This is a genomic window from Ruegeria sp. CG4, from assembly GCF_056537185.1.
The window spans coordinates 47,685-70,755 of the sequence record NZ_JBQFRB010000013.1 but is presented as its reverse complement, the minus strand read 5'-3'; the positions used below and the strand labels follow the sequence as shown (position 1 = coordinate 70,755).

Below are 23,071 nucleotides of genomic sequence, written 5' to 3'. Positions count from 1 at the left end.
ATTTGGGAAAAGATGAAGACCAGATCAGAATTCGACGGGACCGGCGAGTTCGTGAACCTGCCATGGCAGACCATGTTCGTTCAGCATGTCCATGAAATCGTCCGGGTCGAGCTGTTCCATGTTCCACACGCCGGGCTGGGTCCAGTTGCCCTTCAGTACCTGTGCCGCGCCGATCATGGCGGGGACGCCGGTGGTGTAGCTGACAGCCTGGCTGCCGACCTCGGCATAGCATTCCTCGTGGTCGCAGATGTTGTAGATGTAATAGGTCTTCTCGCCCGAGCCATCCTTGGCCTGACCCGTGGCGATGTCGCCGATGCAGGCTTTGCCCTTGGTTTCCGCGCCCAGATCGCCAGGATCGGGCAGCAGGGTTTTCAGGAACTGGATCGGGATGATTTCCTTGCCGTCGTGCATCACCGGGTCGATGCGGGTCATGCCGACGTTTTCCAGCACTTTGGCGTGGGTGATATAGGCGTCACCGAAGGTCATCCAGAAGCGGGCGCGCTCGATCTCGGGGAAGTGGGTCGAGAGCGATTCCAGTTCCTCGTGATACATCAGGTACATGTTCTTGGGGCCGATGGCGGGAAAATCGAACTCGACCTTGTGGGTCATGGCGGGGGAGTGCTTCCACTCGCCGCCTTCCCAGTGGCGGACCTCGGCCAGCACTTCGCGCAGGTTAATCTCCGGGTTGAAGTTGGTGGCGAATTCCTGATCGTTCGAGCCGCCATTGGCGTCCAGAACGTCGATCTGACGAATGGTGTCCAGCTTGTGTTTCTTGAGCCATTTGGCGAACACGCTGGTAACGCCCGGATCGAAACCCGAGCCGAGGATGGCGGTCAGGCCGGCCTCTTTGAACCGCTCCTGATAGGCCCACTGCCAGTGGTATTCAAATTTGGCCACATCCTCGGGCTCATAGTTTGCGGTGTCGAGATAGTGGATGCCGGCCTCGAGACACGCGTCCATCAGCACCAGGTCCTGATAGGGCAGGGCGAGGTTCACGAGGATTTCTGCACCGGTTTCCCTGATCAGCTTGACCGTGTCTTCAACCTTGTACGCGTCGAGTTCGGCGGTGGCGATTTCCACGCCAACACGTTCTTTCACCGATTTGGCGATGGCGTCGCATTTTGATTTCGTGCGGCTGGCCAGAGTGATCTCGGTGAAGATGTCTGAATTCATTGCCATCTTGTGCACGGCGGCGTGGGATACGCCGCCTGCGCCGACAACCAGTGTTTTGCCCATGGGGTTTTCTCCTCTCACAGGGGGTTATTCGTAATAGGTGTAGCCGTTGATCGAGTCGCGGTAGGCGCTCATCAGGGTTTTGCGGTCCTTGGCTTTCAGAGTACCGGTCGAGATCGCCTCGTCCACCATTTTGCGGAAGGCAGCGACGCAGTCGCCGGGATCAAACTCGACATAGGACAGAACTTCGGAGATGGTGTCGCCTTCCTGCTCGTGCAGCAGGTCGAAGCCGCCGTCAACGCGCAGGTCGATGGTGACGACGTTGGTATCACCAAACAGGTTATGCAGATCGCCCAGCGTTTCCTGATAGGCGCCAACGAAGAAGACGCCCATGTAGTATTCGCCGTCTTCAGGCAGCGAATGCACCGGCAGGCTGGGAGAGACACCATCGGCCAGGATGAAGCGGTCGATTTTGCCGTCGCTGTCGCAGGTGATGTCGGACAGGACCGCGCGGCGGTCCGGTGTTTCGTTCAAGCCCTGCAGCGGGACGATTGGGTGCAACTGGTCGATGGCCCAGACATCGGGCAGGGACTGAAACAGCGAGAAGTTGCAGTGGTAGATATCGGCCACTTTTTCAAGCTGGTCGTCCACATCGGTTTCCAGATCGTCGCTGGCCGCAAGCGCCTTGAGGCGGGTCATCAGCGACAGGTAAATGCGCTCGGCCCGGGCCATCTGGCGCAGGTCGACATAGCCGCGCCGGAACAGGGCACGCAGTTCATTGCGATAGAAGGTGGCGTCGTTCCAGCATTCCTGCAACCGGTCGCTGCTGAGGTAACTGGACACAGCGGCCAGATCCGAAACCATATGGTGATCATCGGGTTCCACCTCGGGCCCGTTGGGCGCATCGTAGAGCGTGCTTTCCAGCACGTTGAACAGCAGCATCGACGAGGTTGCCACCACAGCGCGACCGCTTTCGGTGACCAGAGTCGGGTGGGCCACTTCGGCCTCATCCATCGCGTAGGCCACGGTTTCGACGACATTGGCGCAGTATTCCTCGACCGTGTAGTTGATCGAGTTCTCGGCGGCTTTCTTTTCGCCGGTATAGTCCACACCCATGCCGCCGCCGAGGTCCAGATGGGTCAGCGGTACACCTTCGCGCGTCAGCTCGGTGTAATAGCGGCAAGCCTCGCCCACGGCGCGGCGCACGTCGTTGACGTCCTGCACCTGAGATCCGAGATGCGAGTGCTGCAGCTTCAGGCAATGCAGCAGACCGGCCGCTTTCAGTTTGTCGACAGTAGCGACCAGCTGATCGGTGTTCATGCCAAAGGCGGACCGGTCGCCCGAGCTTTCTTCCCACTTGCCGCTGATCTGGTTGGTCAGTTTGACCCGCACACCGATCAAGGGCTCGATGCCCAGATCGTTATAGACCTCGATCACCGTGTCAGCCTCTTTCGGGCTTTCCAGCACGATGACGGTGTTAAAGCCGATCTTGCGGCTGAGGATTGCCAGTTGGATGAACTCCGCATCCTTGACGCCGTTGCACACGATTAGCGCTTCGCTGGCCAGACGATGGGCAAGCGCGATCACCAGTTCGGGTTTCGATCCGGCTTCCAGGCCGTAATTGTACTTCTTCCCGAACTCGACGATCCGGTCCACGACCTGCGCCTGTTGGTTCACCTTGATCGGGAAGACACCGCGATAGTGCCCCTTGTACCCGGTACGGGCAATCGCATCACGGAAGCTCTCATTGATATGAGCGATCTCGTTTTCCAGGTAGGAACTGATACGCAAAAGCATCGGGGCCCTGATGCCGCGTTCCTCAAGGTCGCTCAGGATGCCGGGCAGGCTGATTGCCGCAGCCTCTGGCGCCATGGGATTGCGCAGACCGATCTCGCCCTGCTTCGTCACCTCGATGAGGCCTTTGCCCCATTTTTCAACCCCGTAGATGGAATGCGGTGCGTTGGGCGTGTGTTTCAATCAAGTCAGTCCTTGTAAGTCTGGAGTGCCGGTTTTGCGCCCGCCAATACGGTAGCAGTTTGATTCGTCCAAGTTTAATCTATGCGACGGAAAATGCCGAGGTTCAGCCAAACGCCCGGACAGGGATCAGGTGGTTGTCCCATTGGCAGTCCAGTTGGGCCAAATTGTTGGCGCTGATGCCGCTCAGGCTGCCGATCACTCCGGTGCCGGTGGTAAAGACATACCCCTTAGGCCCTGCGCTTAACCCGCATACATCGTCAAGCTGGTGGATGCTGGCCAGTCGCCCGTCTGCGACATTGAACTGATGCAACGCGTTGCCGCGCGGGCAGGTGATCGCGACGGTTTCGCCATTGGCAGAAAACGCGATACTTCCTGCGTAGCCTTGAAGCGTGGCTTGATCGGTGTCGGGTGCCGCCAAAAGCCTGGGCGCCTGACCACGGTGATGCAGGCCCAATAACGGCGGGTGAGCGGTCGCGTCGCCGTGCCATTGCATGGCAAAGGCAACAAGGCCATCCCGGCGCACTGCCAGATGACGGGTCGAGCTCTTGTGCATCGCGCGCGGCAGTTCCACCGTCTCCAGAATGTCGCCGGACAGGTCAAGATAGGTCAGGTTAGGTTTCATGACCGGCAGGTTCAGCTTGGTGCGGCCCGTGTCGGGATGGGTTTCGATCCCGCCATTGGCGACGACCAAAGAAACGCCATCCGGCATCAGGCGCAAGTCGTGCGGGCCGATACCGCCCGAGGAAATCTCTCCGATCCGGGTGTAATCTTGGCCGTTCCAGATGCCGATGATGCCCGCGCCAGCGTCATAGTCGTTTTCGGTCGTGTAAAGCCTTGTTCCATCTCGCGAATAGGTACCGTGGCCATAGAAATGGCGCCCTTTTGGGGCCTGCAACTCGGCGATTTGCACCCCAGTGGCGCAATCAATCACCGCGGCAAAGGTGCCGGGACGGCGGGCAAAGGCCACCGCCTGCGGCAAGTGTGGATGCGCGGCGGCGGCGTGGCCCCGGGCGGGCAATGGCAGGGAAAACAGGATGGTTCCGTTCACATCCAACCCGGCCAGGCGGTACGTATCATCCGGGAATAACGCCGCAGCCAGATAGTCCGGGCCGCCCACCGACGCCCACCCCTTCATGGGGGCAAGACCGGCGGCGGTCAGACCGACCAGAAAGCGGCGGCGGGTGGTCATGCGGATCAGTCTCCGTCCAGTGAGTTGAACCCGGCGCTGATGCCAAGGGTCGGGCCGAGTTCGGTAGAGGCAATAGCGCGGATGTCGTTGATCGACTGTTGCAGCGCTTCGACCCGGATGCGTCCCTGTGGATCGGCGACACCCGCAAAGGCCGGATCGTCCAGTGATTGTGCCCGGCTTATGGCTCTTGCAAAGGTGGCGTCCAGATCATCGGCAATCCCGGGATGACCAGTCGACAGATGAGTGGCAAGATCGTGCAAGGCGATCAGCGACAATTCTACATGGCGCAGGGATCGTTCGGACCGGCGTGCCTCGGCCCGGTTGGGGCGGGGGCGGTCATGCGTTCCCATGGGGCGGCCAAGGCGGGTGTCGGCGGTAAATTCCAAACCGGTGATCAGGGCTTTGAACAGTTCCTGCATCGCTTCATCATCGGACCGGTAGGGGCCGTCGGGTCCGGGTCGAGCCATTTTGCCGGCATAGGACTGCCAGTCGTTGTCAATAGCCCGCGCATTCCGTTCGATATCTGTCGCGATGGCCCGAACCAGCGCGCAGCGATAGTTATCCGCGCCTGCCACGGACAGTTGCGGGTCGAACAGAACCTGCTCCAAAGCAAAGAAACCGCGCCCAGCGATGGATGTTTCCGCGAACCCTTCGGCGGAATAGACCGCATCATCTTCCCGGGCGATCAGCACTGACAGTGCCTTGGGCGTGAAACCTTTACTGTCGGGCCAGAACGCCAGGGCAAAGGCGCGGTCATCGGTTTCCGATGGGCCAAAGCGCAGGTGGCTGGCAGAAATCCATGCGTCGAAGGCATCGTGATAAGCCGCACGCAGATCGGGGGCGTCCGTTGAGCAATCCGCCTGCGACGATGCTTTCAGTGTGCCGGACGCGCCCGCAAGCTGCGCAAATCGCGGCAGGATGTGGGATTGCACCGTGTTCGCGAGTACAGCCTGACGATCCTGAGCCTGGACAGCTATTGGCAGTATGAGGGCAGCCAGTAAGGTGAGAATTCGCATGAGTCAGAGACTTTCGAGAAAACGCACAAGGGCATTGCGGTCGGCTTTTGGCATCGAAACAACACTGTCCCGGGCCGCCTGCGCCTCACCCCCATGCCACAGGATGGCTTCAAGCAGCGACCGGGCGCGCCCGTCATGCAAAAACTGGGTATGGCCGGACACCTGTTCGGTGAAGCCAATGCCCCACAGCGGTGCGGTGCGCCATTCCCGGCCATCGGCGCGGGCTTCGGGGCGGTTGTCTGCAAGTCCCTCGCCCATGTCGTGCAGCAGCAGGTCGGAATACGGCCAGATCAACTGAAAGCTGTGTTCAGGCCGGTCGTCCATGCGGTGCGTGACGAAAGCGGGCGTATGGCAGGAAACACAGCCGGAGGTGTAGAACACCTCTTTCCCGCGCAGCACTTGCGGATCATCAACATCGCGTCGGGCCGGAACGCCAAGGTTCTGGCTGTAGAATGCAACCAGGTCCATGCCCTGCTGGTCAATTTCGAATTCCCGAATGTCCTGATCGCCATGGGGGGCCGCAACGCAAGCAGTCTGGCGGTCGGTGCAATCGCCGTGCGGGGCCGGGTAGAGCGGGCTGGAAATGCCGATGTCACCGGCAAAGGCGGCGGCGGATTGTTCCATGATCGTCGGCATTCCGGCCTTATGGCCGAACCGGCCCATCATCGGTTCACCAAATTCCGCTGACCAGACGATGTTCGGGCGTCCGGAAATTCCGTCGCCATCCATATCTTCGGGATCGGCGTTGGCCAGCAGATCGTCGACCGGGATGGCTTCAAGCAACCCCAATCCGATCATCTGTGGCGCCACGCGGGGGCTGAACATCGCGTCCGGGTGCAACGGGCCGTATCCCAGATCTGCCGCGCTGTAGGTTGGGCGGCGCAGGATGGCAGTTTCGCCTTCCGACAGTTCAACGAGGACATCCTCATATGCGATATCCAGCCGGTATTCGGCCGGATGGCCGGGCAAGGCAAGGTCCTGCATCTGGCCGCCGTAATTCGGTTCGGGTCGGGTGGCGATGTAGTCCTCGATCTCGGAGTACCCGTCGTCGGGGCCACCGGGAACAGACACGCGCAGGAACATCGATATCGCGTTGTCGTCCGGGCTGTTGGGCGTATGGCCGCGCCCGTCCTTGATGTGGCATCGCTGACAGGATCGGGCGTTGTAAAGCGGGCCCAGACCGTCCGAGGCCAATGTAGATGCGGGGGACGAGACCCAAATCTTTCTGAACAGCCCGTTGCCGACCCGGAAATCCAGCTCCTGCTCGAAGCTCAGATTGCCCGAGGGTTGTGAAAAGGCATCGGCGTCCTGGCGCGCCCGCACGGTGGCCGCCCCGGCGGGCAGGTCCTCGAACCGTTGCGGCGCGCTGAAATCATCGGGCAACGCCGTGACGGCGGAGATCCGGTTGCGCTCTTCCTCGGTTCTGGGCTGGAAGTTCAGGTGAATGTCACGCAGTTCGGCGGACAGGGAGGGGGTGGCCACGCACGTGACCACCGACAAAAGACAGAGTTTAGTCCACTTCGTCCATTTTCGACGCGTTGAGCTGCGCATAATTGGCTTCGCCGATCCTTTCATACAGGTCGAGCTGTGTTTCGAGGAAGTCGATATGTCCTTCTTCATCGCTGATCAAATCCTCGAACAATGACATCAACACATAATCGCCCGCCTCGCGGCAATATTCCCGGGCTTCGACATAAAGCGCGCGGGCATCCTGTTCCGCCGCCAAGTCGCATTCCAGCGTTTCCTTCGGGGTCTGGCCGATCCTCAGAGGATCGAGTTTTTGCAGGTTGGGATGCCCTTCCAGGAAGATGATCCGTTCGATGAGCTTGTCGGCATGGCCCATCTCTTCGATGCTTTCCTCGCGGCTTTTCTTGGCCATATGGCCAAGGCCCCAATCCTCTTGCAGGCGGTAGTGCAGCCAGTACTGGCTGACCGCCGTCAGTTCATGCCGCAGGGATTTGTTGAGGTATTCGATGACCTTGGGGTCGCCTTTCATCTGCACTCTCCTGTGTTGCTCCGCTGCGCAGGGCGCGGAGTTGCATGGGGACTTCCAGATTATCGCAGGACCGCATCGAGTCGAGAAAAAGCGGCATGCATCCGCCACAATCCGCTGATTTCCCAAGCGCATGGTAGATTTTTCCGGGCGTGATCACCGTGTGCGGGTCAGACGCGCGCATCCAGTCGATCGCGGCGCGGATGTCGTGGTCCGAGATATGTGTGCAGTGGCAGATGATCATGGTAATGTGCCCATTTTTGCGGTCGAGCTTTGATGCAAGTTGGGGGTTCAGATGCGGCTTTTCACATCAAACCCCGGTGATCCGGATATCCGGAAGCACCCACGTTCAGATGCTTCCGGTTCAGTCAGGCCGGGAGGGGGTGTCCGACCAGACAGGTCTTATTCGAACACCGAACCTGGGTTATCCAGGCTGTCCGAGCCTTCGATGCTGACCTGATCCAGGTCCAGCGCAGCCACGACACGCTCAATGGTCTTGGTCTGGTCGATCAGGCCGTTCACACCGCCCATGATCAGGACCTCACCGCCTTCATTGCCGCGTTCCAGCATCTGGTCATAGGCAAAGCCTGCCTCGGCTGTCGACTTCAGACGACCCAGCGCCTGCATGGTGTTGGCCAGTTTGACTTTCATCTCAGCGTCCAGCGACGGGTCGGTGGCCAGTACCAGGTCCGACAGCGACGCACCGGAAACCGGTGTGCCGTCGATGCGGGTATAGCTGCCCAGATAGACGTTCTGAATGCCCAGCCCGTCGTAGTAATGGCTGTTGTGAGTGTTGTCCGAGAAGCAATCATGCTCCTCCTCGGGGTCGTTCAGCATCAGGCCAAGGCGCATCCGCTCACCCGCCTGTTCGCCATAGGACAGCGAGCCCATGCCGGTGAGGATGGCGCTGACACCGGCCTTGTCGCTTTCGGCCAGCGCGGCGCGTGCCGCACCGCCTGACTGCCACTGGGCGGCCATCCATTCCAGATCGCTGACCAGCAGTTCGGTTGCGGCGCTCAGATACTGAGCGCGGCGATCGCAGTTGCCGCCGGTGCAATCGTCACCCTGCACATAGTCGGTATAAGGACGGTTTCCCGCGCCCGAGCCGTGGCCGTTCAGATCCTGGCCCCAAAGCAGGAATTCAATGGCGTGATAGCCGGTTGCGACGTTGGCCTCGATGCCGTCTGCTTCGTGCAGGGTTTCACTCAGCAATTCGGGCGTGATTTCGGCGGCGTCGATAGTGTTGCCGGACAGATCGAAACTGGGGTTGGCGATGACGTTCAGCGCCGCAAACTCATTCTCGTCGGTCGGTCCGCCGTAGGAGGCGTCGACATAGTCGATCAGCCCCTCATCCAGTGGCCATGCGTTCACCTTGCCTTCCCAGTCGTCGACGATGGCGTTGCCGAAGCGATAGACTTCGGTCTGCTGATAGGGCACGCGGGCCGCGACCCACGCGGCGCGTGCGGCGTTCAGCGTGGCGTCGGACGGATCGGCAATCAGTGCGTCGACGGCGGTTTGCAGGGATTTTGCGGCAATCAGGCTGTCTTCAAACGTGGCTTCGGCGATATTGGCATAGGTGTTCAGAACGTCCGCCCGGGAGGGCGCATCAGCGGCAATTGCTGAAGTTGCGGCAAGTAGTGTCAACGTACCCGCTGCGGCAAAGCGTTTGGTCATGATGATTTTCTTTCCTGTCAGAAACAATAGTTCGGGTGTCTTGTGGCAGGCACCGTTCCGCCTATAGCTGATTTAATTAGTCAGGAATGTCAACCTGAGTTTTATTGTCGGAAATAGTCGTATTATGTTCCGACCGCGCCCCCTACCCATATCTGGCGAGATCTGGCCGGGGTGCTGACATTGCGCGATTGACGGATCGGAATACAATAAAGCCGGTGATTCTTTTTGAACGGTGCACTGGTTATGAAAGCAGCGATGGTCGCATTTTCCCTGATGCCAGTCGTTGTTCTGGCCGAAGAATCTCCCATTGATCCGCAGCATAGCCACGGTACGGGAACACTGATCGTTACCCACTCCGATACGAGCATAAAGCTCTCATTGTCCGCGCCCGGAGCGGACATCGTCGGGTTCGAACATCCGGCGGAAAACAACGACGATCGCGTGCTGGTAGCCCGGGCCGTGTCGGACCTGTCCAAACCGCTGGAGTTGTTTGAACCTCCGATCGAAGCTGGCTGTTTTAACGCCTCAGCGAATGTAACGCTGACCAGCGTCGCACAGGGGCAGAGCGACAAGGCAGGTGACGAACGGCATATGGAATTTGTTGCCGACTATCGGATCACTTGCCAGAACGCAGAGCAGCTTGATCGAGTAAAGTTCGCGTATTTCGACAGGTTTCCGAACGCCGGGATGCTGCGGCTTCAGGTTGTTTGCGGCGATGTTGCTCAGGTAAAGGAAGTTTCCCGCGCAGACCCGATTGCCGGTTTGGCCTGCATCCAATAGCACGCAAAGCAACCGCGGCGTCCGCGACGTTCAGATACCGAACCGGGTCAGTACGTTCCTTGTGATCCGTTCAACCTGCCAATCCCGCCGGGTCAGCCCCATGACCCATTCACAGGTGGCGGCGTTGAACACCTCACCCTTGCCGCGGTGCCAGTGCACGATCACCCCGTTGCCGCGGGTGCTACGGTCCAGCGTTTCTTCGGTGACTTCTCCAAAGATTGCCTGCGCTTTGAACCTGGCATCATCGTCCCCGATGTAGACGGTTTCACCCCAGACGCCGTGGTCGGGTTCGACATTTGCAGCCAGACCCAGCGCAAGGATTTCGACCTCTGGATCGGTGCCGTCATTTCCGTTGGCAAAGGGCAGGCCATCCTCCATCAGGTAGTCGACGCCATCCACCTCGTACCCGAAAATGCGCGAGGTCGCACCCAGTTGGTCGCCGTAACCCAGTTGGGTGCCTGCAAACGCCCAGTGTCGGGGGCGATAGACGGTGAAGCCGCCGCTGCCCTGACCCGCGCAACGTCCGAGGCTGGCATACACGCCCCTCAGTCCGTTTGCGCCAAAGGTCTGTGCGCCGGGCCAGTTGGCGGGGGCGACTTCCCATGCGGATGTGACCAGATGGTCCCGGTTCGTCCCTAACAGAGGGTCCTGATCGGCATTGTATTTGTAGCAGACCTGCTGACGGCCCTGATCCTGAATCCGGGTCTGCCATAGGAAGTTTCCGCCAAACCGCGCCACCTTGCCGCCGTTTTCGGTGAACCGGTCTACGGCGTGGCGCATCGGGGCAGACCAGTATTCGTCGTGACCCACGAAAATCGCACATTTGCAGCGGTTCAGCAGGTCCGGGTCAGCATCAAGATCGTGCTGAGTGGCAAAATCCAGATCAAAACCGTTCGCTTCGGCCCACACAGCAAAATGCCGTTCGTAACTGGCCCAGCCGGCCGAGGCGTATTTCTTGGAGTACCCATAGGAATAGGCCCATTCCATGTAGGGGTAACGTACCATTCCACCGGGCACATGCGGGGCTTCGGGAACCGCGCGCGGGGCGCCGTGGGGCAGTTTACAAAACCCACGGGTCCAGGGGCGCCGGGTCGAAACCACAGGTGAAAATGCATCACCGTCTGCGCCCGTGATGCCCTGATAATGGTTCGAACCTCCCCAGCAGTTGTAGGCCAACCAAGTGCCGGTGGCACAGACCAGAACGTAAGGGGCGGGCAGGCGATCCGCCGCGCGGCGCAGCAGAAACAGGTGATGCTCTTCGACCCGGTCGCCGTCCTGCTCCGCACTGAAGGTGATCAGGTATCCGCCCGGGCGCCAGTCATCGGGGATGGTGAATTCGTAGGCGACGGCCCAGTCACATCCATTCACCGAACAGTCCGGCGGGGTGGTTTGGTGCATGCCGGGCAGGTTGGTTTCGTGAAGCAGCGGCTCGTAATCCTGCCCGTCGCGGCCAATTTCCAGTGTCCAGTTTTGGGCAGTGGTCGAAACCCGCAACGCAACCCGATCGCCCGGTGCATAGGACATGCGGTCCGTATAGCCCCAAATTTCCAGAACTGAGCCGTCTCCGGCCGGTCCGATATAATAGTTATCCAGAATGTGGCGGGCCTTGGCGCGTGTGCGCGGCGTTGTTGCGGGGCCGGGATTTTCCGATCTGGTCATGGGGCCATCCTGTATCGGTTTGCTGCGATCCGCTGTGCCTGCACGGTGGTTCGATCATGGCGAGAAACCTGCAAGCAGAAAAGTGAAAACGCTGTTGTCGGCGGGGCACTGGACCGCGCATCATGCCGCCTGCGCGATCCAGTTCTGAAACAGGTGGGCGCCGGTCTTAGTTTTCCCCAAAGCCGTGACCGAGCAGAAGTAGCCGCGTTTGCTGTCATGCTCGTGGTCACAGGCCAGCGCCAGGGTTCCGTTGGCAAGAAACTCGTCAATCAAGGGCCGCCAGCCAATACCGATGCCCAGACCGTTCTGAATGGCGCGCAGATAGACCATGAAACTGAGGTAGGTGTCATGGCCGGGTGGTGGCGGCACTTTCTTTCCGGTTCCCTGGAAATACCGCCCCCAATCGCCGTTGTGGTCACGCTCGGACATATGCAGCAGTTTTTGCCCGGCCAATGCCGCGCGGGAATAGGGTTGCCCGTTGTGCAGCAGGTCGGGGCGGCAAATGGCCACCATGCGCTCGGGGAATATTTGCAGCGATGGGCAACCCGGAATGCCGTGTTCGCCGAAAAGAATAACGACATCACATTTTGCCGGATCATAGTCTGGGTTCTGATCCCGGGTGACAATCTGGAGCTTGGTGTCGGGGTGATCCGCCTGAAACCCGGCCAGTCTCGGCAACAGGTAAAGGCTGGTGAAACCGATGCTGGCGCTGACCACGATCGTGTCCTCGTGCGCGCGGGTTCGCACCGCGTCAAGCCCGCCTCGGATGGTCCCGAATCCTTGTGACACTGCCTTGGCCAGCAAAACCCCGTCTTCTGTCAGGGTCAGGCGAGGCTTGGTGCGGGCAAAAAGCCGGGTCCCCAGTTCCGCCTCAAGCGCCGCGACATGGCGGCTGATCGCGGGTTGCAGCACGTTCAACTCCTCGGCTGCACGGGAAAAGCTAAGGTGGCGGGCGGCGGCGTCGAAGGCGTTGATCTGGTGCAGGGGAATGGACATGCGTCACAATCATTCATTGTAGGAACAATATTCATTCATCATTTCCGTCTTTTTCTTTCGCTGCAAGCGGGCAAATCTGTTTGCGGAACCAAATCAGGGTCGTTCCATGGAAAAGACGATTCTTGCGCTGGGTGGCGATGGCATCGGTCCCGAGATCGTGGGCTATGGACTGCAGGTGGCCGAAGTGCTGGCGCAGCGATACGGTATTGCGCTGTGCGTTAGGCACGGGCTGCTGCACGGCGCTTCGTGGGAGGTGCATGGCACGTTTTGCACGCCCGAGGTTCTGGAACTTGCAAAGGCATCGGATGCTGTTCTGGTGGGCGCGGTCGGCGGACCCGACTGGGATGACATCCGGGTATCCGGCGGCGCGGAATGCCAGGACGGGCTGATGTATCTGCGCCACCATCTGCAGACCTATCTGGGGCTAAGGCCCGCGCGGGCATGGGCAGGATTGATGAACCGGACCCCGTTCCGGGCCGGTGTTGCCGACAGGGCGGACATTTTGATCCTGCGCGAAATGTGTGGCGGTGCGATGTTTGCCCGCGAACGCGGCCAGCGTCGGGTCGATGGGGTGCGGCAGGGTTATGACCTGACCGCTTATGACGAAAACGAAGTCGCCCGGTTTGCACATGGTGGGTTTCAGTTGGCTCGCGAACGTCGCAGGCGTCTGGTCAGCTGCGACAAATCCAATGTCATGGAAAGCTACAAACTGTGGCGAAACGTCGTGACCGAGGTGGCGCAGGAATACCCGGATGTCGAATTCGAAAACATGTTCGCCGACAATTGCGCCTATCAGTTGATGCAGCGGCCTGCGGAATTTGATGTCGTGTTGTGCTGCAATCAGATGGGCGATGTGCTCAGCGATCTGACGGCGGTGTATGCGGGGTCACTGGGTATGCTGCCGTCGGCTAGTCTGAGCGCCAGTCCCGCCCGTGGTCCGGTGTTTGGCATGTATGAAAGCACCGCCGGGTCTGCGCCGGACATTGCGGGTCAGGGGAACGCCAATCCGGTGGGGACGATCCTGTCGGTCGGGATGATGTTCAAATACAGCTTTGGCCTGCCCGACCCTGAAAACCACCTGCACAGAGCTGTTTCTGCCACATTGCGGGACGGGATCATGACGCCCGATCTGGGCGGCGCAGCAACCGGCGCCGAGATGACCGGCGCCATTCTGGACAGGTTGCCGCAATGAGTGGTTCGTTCGATTATGTCATCGCCGGAGGCGGCTCGGCCGGATGCGTTCTAGCGGCGCGGCTGGCCGAAGATCCGGACATATCGGTCTGTCTGGTCGAGGCGGGCGGAGAGGGGCGCGATCTGTTTATTCGGATGCCTGCGGGGAACGGATTCGTGTTCGGCAACCCAAGGCTGGACTGGGGCTATACATCCGTTGCTCAGCCCGGATTGGGGGGCCGTTGTGTTTACTATCCGCGTGGCAAGGCGCTGGGCGGGTCCTCGATCGTCAATGGCATGATCTACATGCGCGGTGTCGCGGCGGACTATGATCTGTGGCGGCAGAAGGGGCTGGCGGGCTGGTCTTACGCCGAGGTCCTTCCTTATTTCCGCCGGGCCGAAGGTGCCCGTGACAGACGGGATGCCTGGCATGGCGCGGATGGCCCCCTGAAGACGGAACCGGCGCGCAATTTCGGCCTGATGGAGCAGGCGTTTATCGCGGCGGCGGCAGCCGCCGGGCATCGCGAACTGGACGATCTGAACGGTCCGCACAGAACAGGTGTGGCGCGCAATGACAGCACGGTTGCCAAAGGCGTCCGGCAGTCGGCGGCGATTGCCTACCTGAAATCCCGGCCAAAGAACCTGACCGTCCGCACTGGCGTTCATGTTGCGCGGGTTGTCACCGAAGACTGCCGTGCCGTCGGACTGCTAACCTTGACGGGTGAGGTCATCCGGGCAGAGCGCGAAGTGATCCTGTGTCAGGGCGCCATCGGGACGCCGCAGTTGTTGATGTTGTCGGGGATTGGACCGGCAGATCATCTGCGGTTTCATGATATCGATGTTTTGGTCGACCTGCCCTCGGTTGGCGCGCATCTTTCGGATCACCCGAATGTGTCGATGCAGTTCGGATCGGACCGCGCGGACCTGAGCCACGCCAAACATCAGCGTCTGGACAGGGCAGCTCTGCTGATGGGACGATGGTTGCTGAACGGATCGGGCCCCGGGGGCGGCGCTTTTTTCTCGACAGTGCTGTTTCACGCCTTCGACGACCCCAAATGGCCCGAGCTTCAGGTGCACATGACCCCGATGGTGGTTGAGGAAAACCTGGGTGACAGTGCGCATGAAACTGTGCCGTTGCTGAACCGATTAGGCCGCAAGTTACTGGTGCGCGGGCGAAAGATGGCGCGACCTGGTGTGCAGATCGACATCAATCTGGAACGACCGATCTCGGAGGGTACGGTTCGATTGTCCGGCACGGACCCTCTTCTGCACCCGGTCATCGACCCCAATTACTTCGCCGACCCCCGCGACCTGGAGTGTCTGAAGCGTGGCGTTTCCGCGATGCGCGAGGTGATGGCACAACCCCAGATCGCGCAATATCTGACGGGTGAAATCGGCCCGTGGCACGGGGCCAAAACCGATGCGCAGATTACCGATGCCATCCGAAGAACCGCCTATACCGGCCATCACCTGTGCTGCACTGCCCGGATGGGTGAGGTGCTGGATTCCCAACTGCGCGTGCACGGGGTTGAGGGGCTGCGGGTCTGCGATGCCTCGGCCATGCCCGCTCAGATCACCGGAAACCTTTACGCAACTGTTGTGATGATGGCCGAGAAAGCCGCCGACATGATCCTTGGCCGGGCACCTCTTCCCGCTGAACATCCAATGGAGACCGCGTCATGAGCAATATCCGGACCTTTCGGTACTTTACCGGCAACCAATGGCACGACCCGGCGGGCGGCGCATATATCAACAGCGAAATCCCCGCCAACGGAGAAGTATGGGCCCGTGTACCGGATTGCCGCGAAACAGATCTGAACCGAGCGGTCGAGGAGGCGCGCAAGGCATTTTACGACGGACCCTGGGGTCGAATGCAGCCCGCCGAACGTGGGCGGGTGCTGCGCCGGATCGGGGACGTGACTTCCCGACACGCCGAGCGTCTTGGGGTGATTGAGACACAGGACAATGGCAAGCTGCCTTCCATGATCACGCCGGGCTTGCAACCGGGTCAGTGGCAGATCGACAGCTGGCATTATTACGCAGGCATGTGCGACAAGTTCGAAGGCCGCGTGATTCCGGCCGAGGCACCGGACATCCACAACTACATGACATGGGAGCCGTTCGGCGTGGTGGCACAGGTGCTGCCGTGGAACTCTCCGTTGGGTACGCTGATCTGGAAGCTTGCGCCTTGTCTGGCGGCGGGAAATACCGTTGTGATCAAACCTTCGGAGCATTCCAGTTGTTCGACGCTTGAGCTGATGGACATCTTGCTCGAGGCCGATCTGCCGCCCGGGGTTCTGAATGTGGTCACAGGTTATGGGCCGACAACCGCCAAACCGATGATCGAACACCCGGATGTGCGCATGGTCAGTTTTACCGGCGGCACGGCTGGCGGGCGGGCCGCAGCAATCGCGGCTGCGCAACAGGTCAAACCGGTGGTGATGGAACTGGGCGGCAAGTCGCCGCAAATCGTGTTTCCGGATGCGGATCTGGAACTGGCGGTGAATGGCGTGGCTGCCGGGATATTTCCACCCGGTGGGCAAAGCTGCATTTCCGGCTCGCGCCTGCTGGTGCATGCCGAAGTGATCGAAGATTTCACCGACCGCCTGGTGGATGTCGTGAAAAAGGCGCGGGTCGGCGACCCGCTTGATCCCGCAACCCAAATCGGGCCGATAGCCAACCGGCCACATTATGAATCTGTTCTGAGCCGGATCGCCGCCGCTGAGGAGGCCGGTCACAACCTGCGACTGGACGGACGCACAGCCTGCCGGGACAAGGGCTATTATATCGGTCCCACCATCTTTTCCGATGTCCCGAACTCTGCCGATCTGGCGCAAAACGAAGTTTTTGGCCCGGTTGTCAGCACCGAAGCCTGGACCGAGGAACCCGAGGCCATTCGCATCGCCAATGATACGGTTTACGGGCTGGCCGCCGGGATATGGACCCGCGATGTCGCACGCGCGATGCGGGTGGCGTCCCGGATCGAGGCCGGGACCGTCTATATCAACAACTACTTCGACGCAGCCACCCAGTCGCCGGTTGGAGGCATGAAACAATCAGGCTACGGGCGCGAAAACGGCTGGGAAGGGATGCGCTGTTTCATGCAGACCAAATCCGTCTGGCTGTCGACGAACCCGCATCAACCTGATCCTTTCGCGGATTGAGTGGGTGCGAGGATGGGCATTTGGATGACGCTGCTTTCCGGGTCCACTCAGCCGAAAGGGGGTACACCGTGACGGCCATTGAAACACTTGCGCAATTTGCGGTTGCGGCCCGCCCGGACCCGTCTGTACAGGCGCAGACTGCCCCGGCGGTCGTCGATTGTTTCGGGTGCATACTGGCTGGCGCGAACAGTGCGGTGGCGCGTCAAACACGGGCGGCGTTGGCCTTGGTCGCGCGCGGTCCGGTCCGTGTTTACGGTGCGGATCAGACCCTGTCGGCCCCGGTTGCCGCGCTGGTAAACGGGGTCGCGGGCCATGCCTGGGATCTGGATGACTGGGAAGAGCCGGGAAATACCCACCCGACTGTTGTTCTGCTGCCCGCCTTGCTGGCGTCCGCGCATCTGACCCCGGTTTCCGGAAAGGACCTGATGACGGCCTATGCCGTGGGGGCCGAAATCATCATGCAATTGGGTAAAGCGGTGTCATTGGCGCATTATGCACGTGGGTTTCATTCCACGGCCACGCTGGGTGTCATCGGTGTCGCCGGGGCGGTTTCGCGGTTGTTGGGGCTGTCGGCGGGCCAGACAGTGCATGCCCTGTCTTTCGCGGTGTCGCAGGCAGCGGGCTACACAAGGCAATTCGGGTCCAACGCCAAGCCCTTGCAGGCCGGTTGGGCCGCCCGCAACGGTGTTGAGGCCGCCTTGCTGGCAGCCCAGGGCCTGACGGGGCAACCGCATGTAATGGACCACGAACGCGGGTTTGCAGGGCTTCTGAGTGACTATGATGCGAAACGGTTCTCAGGCGTCATGTCGCGGTTGGGGCGGGACTGGGCTCTGTCCGATTATGGGCTGATCCTGAAACCCTGGCCCTCGTGCGGATACACGCACCGCCTGATGACTGCGGCGGTGGAAATCCGTTCGCGACTGGCCGGGGGCGTGCATGGGATTACGGCCATCGAGGCATTCATGCCAGATTTCCACTATGAAATCCTGCCATTCGATCGCCCGGCATCGCGTACCGAAGCCCTGTTTTCGGCTCCGGCCTGTGTTGCGCAAGTTCTGGCAAAGGGACAGCTATCGCTGCGCGACAGCGCGGATGCGTTCTGGGCCGACCCCGAAGTTGCCCGGTTGATCGATTTGACCACCGTCAAGGCAGAACAGGCCAAAAACCCGGCGCTGAATTATGACCCGGATCAGCCAGACAGGCTCAGGGTTGAACTGACAAGTGGCGAGATTGTCCAGGCCACCTGCGCCGCCCCTCTGGGTCATCCATCCAACCCAATGACGCCTGACCAGTTGGCGGACAAGTTTTCTGGTCTGACTGGATTGCCTGAGGACAGTTACAAGACTGCACTCAACTGGCCGCAGGCGGACAACGTTGCCAGTTTTTTTGACAGGATCGATCAATGACTGCACGTAAACGCAACGGCGGACGCGCCGCCCGCAGGCACGCAAGGCAGGATGGCGCGGGAATGGGCGTGACCGAGGCGATCTGGCCGGGGATCGAAGGCGGAAAGTTCGCCGCACTTTCGGCCAGGGAACTTTCGCTGATCGATACCACGGCGATGCGTATTCTTGGGGAAATCGGGCTGAAAGGGGCGACCCGGGACTGCATCGACACGGTCTGTGCTGCCGGTGGGTCCCTGACCACGGACAGGCGGCTGTTGTTTCCCGAACCTTTGGTGCGGCGGGTCCTTGAAACCGCCGGCCGCGGGTTTCACCTGTTTGGCCAGCGGCCCGAGCATGATTTGGACCCGTCAGGTGCGCGAACGCATTTCGGCACGTCGGGTGCGGCGGTTCATATCATCGACAGCGAAACCGGTCAGATCCGCGACACGACCTTGCGCGATCTTTACGATATGGCGCGGCTGGCCGAAGCGCTGCCCAACATCCACATGTTCCAGCGCACCGTGGTGGCGCGGGACATCACGGACCCGCGCGAGATGGATCTGAACACGCTTTACGCGTGCCTGAAGGGAACGGCCAAGCCGGTTGGCACCTCATTCGGTTCGGCAGCCGTTCTGGAAGAGGCCGTCGGTATGCTGACGATGATCACCGGCGGTCCCGAGGCGCTGCGGGCACGGCCGCCGCTTTGTATCTCAACCTGTTTTGTGGTGCCGCCGCTGAACTTTGCCGAAGAGGCGCTGGAAGTCATCGCGACTGCCGCGCGCCATGGCATTCCGTTAAAGCTGGTTTCGGCGGGGCAGGCGGGCGCCACCAGCCCCGCACCGCTGGCCGGGGCGGTTGCCCAGCAGACCGCCGAGGTGCTGGCAGGGCTGGTATATGTCAATCTGCTGAATCCCGGTCATCCGGCCACTTTTGGAGCCTTACCCTTTGTCAGTGATCTGCGTACCGGTGCGATGTCGGGCGGCAGTGCGGAACAGGGGCTGCTGATGGCGGCCTGTGCACAGATGGCGCGGTTTTATGACATTCCCTGCGCAGTCAGCGCAGGGATGACCGATAGCAAGATGCCGGACTTTCAGGCCGGATATGAAAAGGGCTGTACCGAGTTGTTGTCCGCGCTGTCGGGTGCCAACCTGATCTACGAGGCGGCAGGGATGTATGGTTCGCTTCTGGGCTGTTCGCTAGAAAGCTTTGTTCTCGACAATGACATGATCGGTTCGGTGATGCGCGCAACGCGCGGGTTCGAGGTTTCGGAAGACACGTTGTCCCTTGAAACCATCCGCGATGTCTGTGTCGGAGGGCCGGGACATTTTCTAGCGCATGATCAGACGCTGAACCGGATGGAAAGCGACTATTACTATCCGGCGATGGCGGACCGGCGCACGCCACAGGAATGGGCGGCGGCGACAGATAAGGATCTGCTGGAACGGGCCCGGCAGCGTACCCGCGAATTGCTGGCGGCCCCCGACCCCGGTCATATCCCGGTTCGGCTGGACGCGGAAATCCGCGCGCGGTTTCCCATTCGCCGGCTGGGACACGCCAAGGGTTGATCAGGCCGAATCCCCGCGCTCGGGCGCAGGCAATACAAGGCCGGATGGCCGGAACCGGCCTGGGTCGCAGAGGCCCAGATACATGCGCCCGATCCCCGCCAAACCAAGCATCAGGCCTGGCGTTTCACCGCCTTCGACCAGGCCGCATCTCCATTCCCCGTTTGCAGGGGGTCGCATTGCCAGACCAAGTTCACGGGCCAGGGCTATTGCCTCGGGATCAGGGCGGAGCTGAGATGAGTAGATCAGGGGTTCGACGATACTTCCAAGGCCATGGCAAACGCTTGCGTTTTCTTCGAAACCGGCGCGTTCGGTGGTCAGTGCCTGCCGCGCCCGTCGCTTGCAGGCGAAGATGGCGGCGTTGGCTTCTGCAAGGGCTGTCTTGTCGCTGGTCAATTGCCAGGCCCGAAGCCGCGACAATGCGATGCCGCCCGACCCGTAACACCAGTAGGTGGGGTAAACCATTGCTTTGGGGTCACCGGCCTGATCGGCCCTGACATCGCGCAGATCGGGCCAGCCGCATTGGTGGCGATCGAACCATTGCCGCTCGTACTCAAAGGCGCGGAAACCGGCTTTGCGATAACGTTCGTCCCGGGTCGCGGCCCAAAGCTCCAGCAGCGCGAGCGCTGGGGAAGAGGCACCGTGTGCAAGGCCGCAATGTGGAAAGGCGTGTGACGTTTCCGCATTTTCTTCCTGCCATGACAGTCCGATACCAGGTCCGGACTGCGCCCGGTCCAACAGCCATTCGCCATTGAGGTGACAGGCGCGCAAGATATTATCGCCGGACTCTGGGCCGTGCAGTGTCAGCAAGCCCGCAATCGTTCCCGATGGCCCGGCGATCAGGTCAAAGCTGCCATCCTGTGGGGGCGGCGCCGTCAGAGCTTCGCGCAGAATATTCGTATCGTCTGCCATCTCCGTTTCTGGCAGCATGTCGTACACGGACCGAACGGTGCTCAGAGTGCCGATGAGGCCGCTGTACCATCCGTGCGGTGTGACGCTGCGCCGTTCACGTATCAGGTGCATGGCGCCGTTGGCTGCGCCGGATGCGGTGTTGGCGTAGTCTGGATTGCGGGTTTGCCGCCACATCTCCGCAAGGAACAGTGCAACCCCGGCCAGTCCGCCGTAAAGGGATTCGTCGATTGTCTGGTAAACGGACCGCCATTCCCCGTCGACCAGATCCATTTCATACCCAAGCCAGGTGCAGCAATCTTCGTCCCGGACAGCATCGCGCACCAGTTGATCCGCGATAGCAGTGGCGACCGCAAGAAAGGCCGGGTCTTGGTTGCCTTCGGAAGGCGGGGGTGATGGGTCCAGTTTTCTCACGGCAATGCGTACTCCGGGCTGTCGGCAGCTTCGGCCCATGGCCGATCCGGTGCGATGCCTTCGGACGAGAATACGGCGCGCACGGATTTGACCCAGTCCGTGGGCTGTTCGATACCTCGATCAACGCAGCGCAGAACACCCCGCGCCACCAACGCGCATCGGGACGACCCAAAGCTTTCTCCCCGTGCTGCCGGGTCGTCGGCCACGCTGACCCCGGGGCAAAGCTTTCTGGTCAGGGGGGGAACCGGATCACGCAGGTCGTCGCATGCAAGCCTGGCGGTAGCGGCGATGGCCTGGGCTGCCTTTGCGAAATCTGGTCGGGGCAGATAAAGGACAAGCGCATCCCGGCGATCATATTCGGCCGGGCGTCTGGGGCACTTAAGGAAATATGGGAATGCGTCGCCCAAAGCCTGACTCAGCGCGTGAACCAGAACAGGTGCACCTATTGGCATTACGTTCCAGTACACCCGGACAATCGGGTGCCGGTTTGCATGCCAGGGTTCCGAGAAGGTGACGTAATCGCCAGGGTTCATGGTTTCGGAATCCCGGCGGGCCACAACCGAAACGGTGTCGCCGGGGCGAATACGCGCGCCACGGCCATCTTCGGGCAGGCAATCGATCACGTGGAGCACCCGCCTTTCGCGTCCGCGCGTTACGGCAACCTTGCCGCGTCTGGACACTTTCGCGACATGCCACCCGTCCTCCCATCGGTGCGAGGATGCGTGCGCTGTTCTCAGCAACTCGCACAGATCGCGGTCTTCTGCATTCAGGCCCGGTTTTTCACCGACTGCACAATACCAGTCCCGATAGAGCGCATCCGTCAGGGGGGCGGGATCGCCGCTCCTAAGGGGTCCACTGGCCAATACCCGCGAAATGACGTCAAACGCCGCAGGTAAGGCCTCGTCCAGCGCATCAGCACCCATTGCTATACCGATCCTGTTCCAATTCGCGGCCCGTCCCGAAGAAGGGTTTCAAGCCATTTCGGAGTCTGGCACACCCTCAGCGCCATGGCCAAGGCTACCTGACTGCGCGTCCCGTCCGGGCTTTCCATCGATTGCAACTCGACTGTGGTCTGGACAAGTCGGATACCGGTGTAGAGGCTGCATCTTTTCAGGAAATCCGTATTTGCGGATCCTGAAGTGCCGGTGGCGCGCGTGTAGGCTGAATACAGATGGACCGCAGCCCGGCCGGCTTCGTTTTCAGGGACAGAGGCAAGTGGCTTGTTGTCCGGGCTGCCGGGCAGTTGCGCCAGCTGAAGGTACTCCTGCACGGCCGTTGCGACGTCCCAGGCGGGATCGCCCAGACCCGCCAGTTCCCAATCGACCAGCCGGATCTGCACCGTGCCATCCGGGCCGGATTGCAGCAGGCAGTTGTCCCATTTGAGATCGCCATGGATGAGGCAGGTTTCCCGCCATGTTGCCTGAGCGCGGTTGATGCAGGCCATGACCGCCGCACGCGCAGCCGGATCGGGCAGGAGGTGATGCAACTGTTCGTGCAGCCCACCGGAATCCTCGGCCAGCATCCAGGGACGAGCCGAGGGAAGGTGCGTGTCATCTACGTGTCCCTGATGCAGACGGGCCAGCACGTTTGCTAGGCCATCAAGCACGGCTGGGTCATCCAAGGGGTTGCGCCCCATGAAGTCGTGCAGGGTTGTGGCCGGGTCCAGAAGTTCGGTGATCAGGATGCCTCGATCCGGATCGGAATGCGCCAGATAGGGCGCGATGCCGGGGCTGAGCGATTGTATCGCCTGATAGCAGGCGATCTCGCGCCGGTTCCAGTTGCTGGCGGATCGGGTGCCCAGTTTGACCAGAAACGTTCCCTGTCCGCCCAGATGAACAGTGGCTGTTGTCGCGCGGTCGCGCCGGGTTGCCATGATGCGCATGCCCTGTTGCACGATCCGCGCTGTGGGGATCAGGTTACGGCTGCGCAGAACAGAAGCGACCCGTTTTTCCGCACGCGGCCTGCGCGATGGTTCTGTGTTCGAACGAATGGCGGCATCGGTCATGTCGT

The 23,071-nt window shown here is 60.9% G+C and carries 20 protein-coding genes; 7 read left to right on the top strand and 13 right to left on the bottom strand.

The features are described 5' to 3' along the window. Positions 1 to 24 precede the first annotated feature (24 nt). The 7 genes from ACR0J2_RS22610 to ACR0J2_RS22580 all read right to left on the bottom strand — a co-directional run bounded on the left by ACR0J2_RS22610 (position 25) and on the right by ACR0J2_RS22580 (position 7,532). Positions 25 to 1,236 (bottom strand): saccharopine dehydrogenase family protein, encoded by a 1,212-nt coding sequence (locus ACR0J2_RS22610; protein WP_480813944.1) that lies wholly within the window; start codon positions 1,234 to 1,236, stop codon positions 25 to 27. A 24-nt stretch (positions 1,237 to 1,260) separates the two neighbouring features. After that, positions 1,261 to 3,150: a biosynthetic arginine decarboxylase gene (speA, locus tag ACR0J2_RS22605; protein ID WP_480813943.1), complete on the bottom strand. Its 1,890-nt coding sequence runs from the start codon at positions 3,148 to 3,150 to the stop codon at positions 1,261 to 1,263. A 103-nt stretch (positions 3,151 to 3,253) separates the two neighbouring features. Beyond that, positions 3,254 to 4,339 (bottom strand): DUF1513 domain-containing protein, encoded by a 1,086-nt coding sequence (locus ACR0J2_RS22600; RefSeq protein WP_480813942.1) that lies wholly within the window; start codon positions 4,337 to 4,339, stop codon positions 3,254 to 3,256. Between the two features lie 5 nt (positions 4,340 to 4,344). After that, positions 4,345 to 5,355 (bottom strand): imelysin family protein, encoded by a 1,011-nt coding sequence (locus tag ACR0J2_RS22595; protein ID WP_480813941.1) that lies wholly within the window; start codon positions 5,353 to 5,355, stop codon positions 4,345 to 4,347. Between the two features lie 3 nt (positions 5,356 to 5,358). Continuing rightward, on the bottom strand, positions 5,359 to 6,906 hold the full coding sequence (locus ACR0J2_RS22590; RefSeq protein ID WP_480813940.1) for a di-heme oxidoreductase family protein: 1,548 nt from the start codon (positions 6,904 to 6,906) through the stop codon (positions 5,359 to 5,361). Continuing rightward, positions 6,866 to 7,351, bottom strand: a complete 486-nt coding sequence (gene bfr, locus ACR0J2_RS22585; RefSeq protein WP_480813939.1) for a bacterioferritin — start codon at positions 7,349 to 7,351, stop codon at positions 6,866 to 6,868. Before bfr ends, ACR0J2_RS22590 begins: the two co-directional genes overlap by 41 nt. Next, positions 7,299 to 7,532, bottom strand: coding sequence for a (2Fe-2S)-binding protein (locus tag ACR0J2_RS22580; protein ID WP_480813971.1), 234 nt, complete (start codon positions 7,530 to 7,532; stop codon positions 7,299 to 7,301). The genes bfr and ACR0J2_RS22580 overlap by 53 nt, the downstream gene beginning before the upstream one ends. Here ACR0J2_RS22580 and ACR0J2_RS22575 point away from each other — a divergent pair. Beyond that, the gene (locus ACR0J2_RS22575; protein ID WP_480441793.1) at positions 7,482 to 7,625 is read left to right on the top strand and encodes a hypothetical protein; all 144 of its coding nucleotides are present in this window, start codon (positions 7,482 to 7,484) and stop codon (positions 7,623 to 7,625) included. The two genes, ACR0J2_RS22580 and ACR0J2_RS22575, sit on opposite strands and share 51 nt — an antisense overlap. 125 nt (positions 7,626 to 7,750) lie before the next feature. Here the strand turns inward: ACR0J2_RS22575 and ACR0J2_RS22570 are convergent, their stop codons facing one another. Further along, positions 7,751 to 9,022: an imelysin family protein gene (locus tag ACR0J2_RS22570; RefSeq protein WP_480813938.1), complete on the bottom strand. Its 1,272-nt coding sequence runs from the start codon at positions 9,020 to 9,022 to the stop codon at positions 7,751 to 7,753. A gap of 255 nt (positions 9,023 to 9,277) precedes the next feature. Here ACR0J2_RS22570 and ACR0J2_RS22565 point away from each other — a divergent pair, with 255 nt between their 5' ends. Then, on the top strand, positions 9,278 to 9,802 hold the full coding sequence (locus tag ACR0J2_RS22565; protein WP_480813937.1) for a ZrgA family zinc uptake protein: 525 nt from the start codon (positions 9,278 to 9,280) through the stop codon (positions 9,800 to 9,802). A 30-nt stretch (positions 9,803 to 9,832) separates the two neighbouring features. Here the strand turns inward: ACR0J2_RS22565 and ACR0J2_RS22560 are convergent, their stop codons facing one another. Next, complete coding sequence (locus tag ACR0J2_RS22560) at positions 9,833 to 11,461, bottom strand: N,N-dimethylformamidase beta subunit family domain-containing protein (RefSeq protein WP_480813936.1); 1,629 nt, start codon at positions 11,459 to 11,461, stop codon at positions 9,833 to 9,835. Between the two features lie 120 nt (positions 11,462 to 11,581). Continuing rightward, entirely contained in the window at positions 11,582 to 12,457 is an 876-nt protein-coding gene (locus ACR0J2_RS22555; protein WP_480813935.1) for a LysR family transcriptional regulator, read from the bottom strand. A 106-nt stretch (positions 12,458 to 12,563) separates the two neighbouring features. On the opposite strand from ACR0J2_RS22555, the gene leuB reads away from it, so the two are divergent. The 5 genes from leuB (at position 12,564) to ACR0J2_RS22530 (ending at position 19,741) form a co-directional block, all read left to right on the top strand. Continuing rightward, on the top strand, positions 12,564 to 13,649 hold the full coding sequence (gene leuB, locus ACR0J2_RS22550; RefSeq protein WP_480813934.1) for a 3-isopropylmalate dehydrogenase: 1,086 nt from the start codon (positions 12,564 to 12,566) through the stop codon (positions 13,647 to 13,649). After that, the gene (locus ACR0J2_RS22545) at positions 13,646 to 15,310 is read left to right on the top strand and encodes a GMC family oxidoreductase (protein WP_480813933.1); all 1,665 of its coding nucleotides are present in this window, start codon (positions 13,646 to 13,648) and stop codon (positions 15,308 to 15,310) included. Before leuB ends, ACR0J2_RS22545 begins: the two co-directional genes overlap by 4 nt. Beyond that, positions 15,307 to 16,791, top strand: coding sequence for an aldehyde dehydrogenase (locus ACR0J2_RS22540; RefSeq protein ID WP_480813932.1), 1,485 nt, complete (start codon positions 15,307 to 15,309; stop codon positions 16,789 to 16,791). Before ACR0J2_RS22545 ends, ACR0J2_RS22540 begins: the two co-directional genes overlap by 4 nt. Positions 16,792 to 16,859: 68 nt before the next feature. After that, the gene (locus ACR0J2_RS22535; protein WP_480813931.1) at positions 16,860 to 18,197 is read left to right on the top strand and encodes an MmgE/PrpD family protein; all 1,338 of its coding nucleotides are present in this window, start codon (positions 16,860 to 16,862) and stop codon (positions 18,195 to 18,197) included. After that, on the top strand, positions 18,194 to 19,741 hold the full coding sequence (locus ACR0J2_RS22530) for a trimethylamine methyltransferase family protein (protein WP_480813930.1): 1,548 nt from the start codon (positions 18,194 to 18,196) through the stop codon (positions 19,739 to 19,741). The genes ACR0J2_RS22535 and ACR0J2_RS22530 overlap by 4 nt, the downstream gene beginning before the upstream one ends. Here ACR0J2_RS22530 and ACR0J2_RS22525 read toward each other — a convergent pair whose 3' ends face one another. Genes ACR0J2_RS22525 through ACR0J2_RS22515 form a run of 3 tightly spaced genes read right to left on the bottom strand, consistent with a single transcriptional unit; the run spans position 19,742 to position 23,066 of the window. Further along, positions 19,742 to 21,061: a lanthionine synthetase LanC family protein gene (locus tag ACR0J2_RS22525; RefSeq protein WP_480813929.1), complete on the bottom strand. Its 1,320-nt coding sequence runs from the start codon at positions 21,059 to 21,061 to the stop codon at positions 19,742 to 19,744. Beyond that, a complete protein-coding gene (locus ACR0J2_RS22520) occupies positions 21,058 to 21,984 on the bottom strand; it encodes a T3SS effector HopA1 family protein (protein WP_480813928.1) in 927 nt (308 codons plus the stop codon). The genes ACR0J2_RS22525 and ACR0J2_RS22520 overlap by 4 nt, the downstream gene beginning before the upstream one ends. Positions 21,985 to 21,986: 2 nt before the next feature. After that, entirely contained in the window at positions 21,987 to 23,066 is a 1,080-nt protein-coding gene (locus tag ACR0J2_RS22515; protein WP_480813927.1) for a phosphotransferase family protein, read from the bottom strand. Positions 23,067 to 23,071 lie beyond the last annotated feature (5 nt).

What these genes read in the sequence shown, in the direction of transcription:
- ACR0J2_RS22610 (WP_480813944.1), bottom strand. Translation starts at nt 1,236, where the DNA reads ATGGGCAAAACACTGGTTGTCGGCGCAGGCGGCGTATCCCACGCCGCC.
- ACR0J2_RS22600 (WP_480813942.1), bottom strand. Translation starts at nt 4,339, where the DNA reads ATGACCACCCGCCGCCGCTTTCTGGTCGGTCTGACCGCCGCCGGTCTT.
- ACR0J2_RS22595 (WP_480813941.1), bottom strand. Translation starts at nt 5,355, where the DNA reads ATGCGAATTCTCACCTTACTGGCTGCCCTCATACTGCCAATAGCTGTC.
- ACR0J2_RS22590 (WP_480813940.1), bottom strand. Translation starts at nt 6,906, where the DNA reads ATGCGCAGCTCAACGCGTCGAAAATGGACGAAGTGGACTAAACTCTGT.
- bfr (WP_480813939.1), bottom strand. Translation starts at nt 7,351, where the DNA reads ATGAAAGGCGACCCCAAGGTCATCGAATACCTCAACAAATCCCTGCGG.
- ACR0J2_RS22575 (WP_480441793.1), top strand. Translation starts at nt 7,482, where the DNA reads ATGGTAGATTTTTCCGGGCGTGATCACCGTGTGCGGGTCAGACGCGCG.
- ACR0J2_RS22580 (WP_480813971.1), bottom strand. Translation starts at nt 7,532, where the DNA reads ATGCGCGCGTCTGACCCGCACACGGTGATCACGCCCGGAAAAATCTAC.
- ACR0J2_RS22570 (WP_480813938.1), bottom strand. Translation starts at nt 9,022, where the DNA reads ATGACCAAACGCTTTGCCGCAGCGGGTACGTTGACACTACTTGCCGCA.
- ACR0J2_RS22565 (WP_480813937.1), top strand. Translation starts at nt 9,278, where the DNA reads ATGGTCGCATTTTCCCTGATGCCAGTCGTTGTTCTGGCCGAAGAATCT.
- ACR0J2_RS22560 (WP_480813936.1), bottom strand. Translation starts at nt 11,461, where the DNA reads ATGACCAGATCGGAAAATCCCGGCCCCGCAACAACGCCGCGCACACGC.
- ACR0J2_RS22555 (WP_480813935.1), bottom strand. Translation starts at nt 12,457, where the DNA reads ATGTCCATTCCCCTGCACCAGATCAACGCCTTCGACGCCGCCGCCCGC.
- leuB (WP_480813934.1), top strand. Translation starts at nt 12,564, where the DNA reads ATGGAAAAGACGATTCTTGCGCTGGGTGGCGATGGCATCGGTCCCGAG.
- ACR0J2_RS22545 (WP_480813933.1), top strand. Translation starts at nt 13,646, where the DNA reads ATGAGTGGTTCGTTCGATTATGTCATCGCCGGAGGCGGCTCGGCCGGA.
- ACR0J2_RS22540 (WP_480813932.1), top strand. Translation starts at nt 15,307, where the DNA reads ATGAGCAATATCCGGACCTTTCGGTACTTTACCGGCAACCAATGGCAC.
- ACR0J2_RS22530 (WP_480813930.1), top strand. Translation starts at nt 18,194, where the DNA reads ATGACTGCACGTAAACGCAACGGCGGACGCGCCGCCCGCAGGCACGCA.
- ACR0J2_RS22520 (WP_480813928.1), bottom strand. Translation starts at nt 21,984, where the DNA reads ATGGGTGCTGATGCGCTGGACGAGGCCTTACCTGCGGCGTTTGACGTC.
- ACR0J2_RS22515 (WP_480813927.1), bottom strand. Translation starts at nt 23,066, where the DNA reads ATGACCGATGCCGCCATTCGTTCGAACACAGAACCATCGCGCAGGCCG.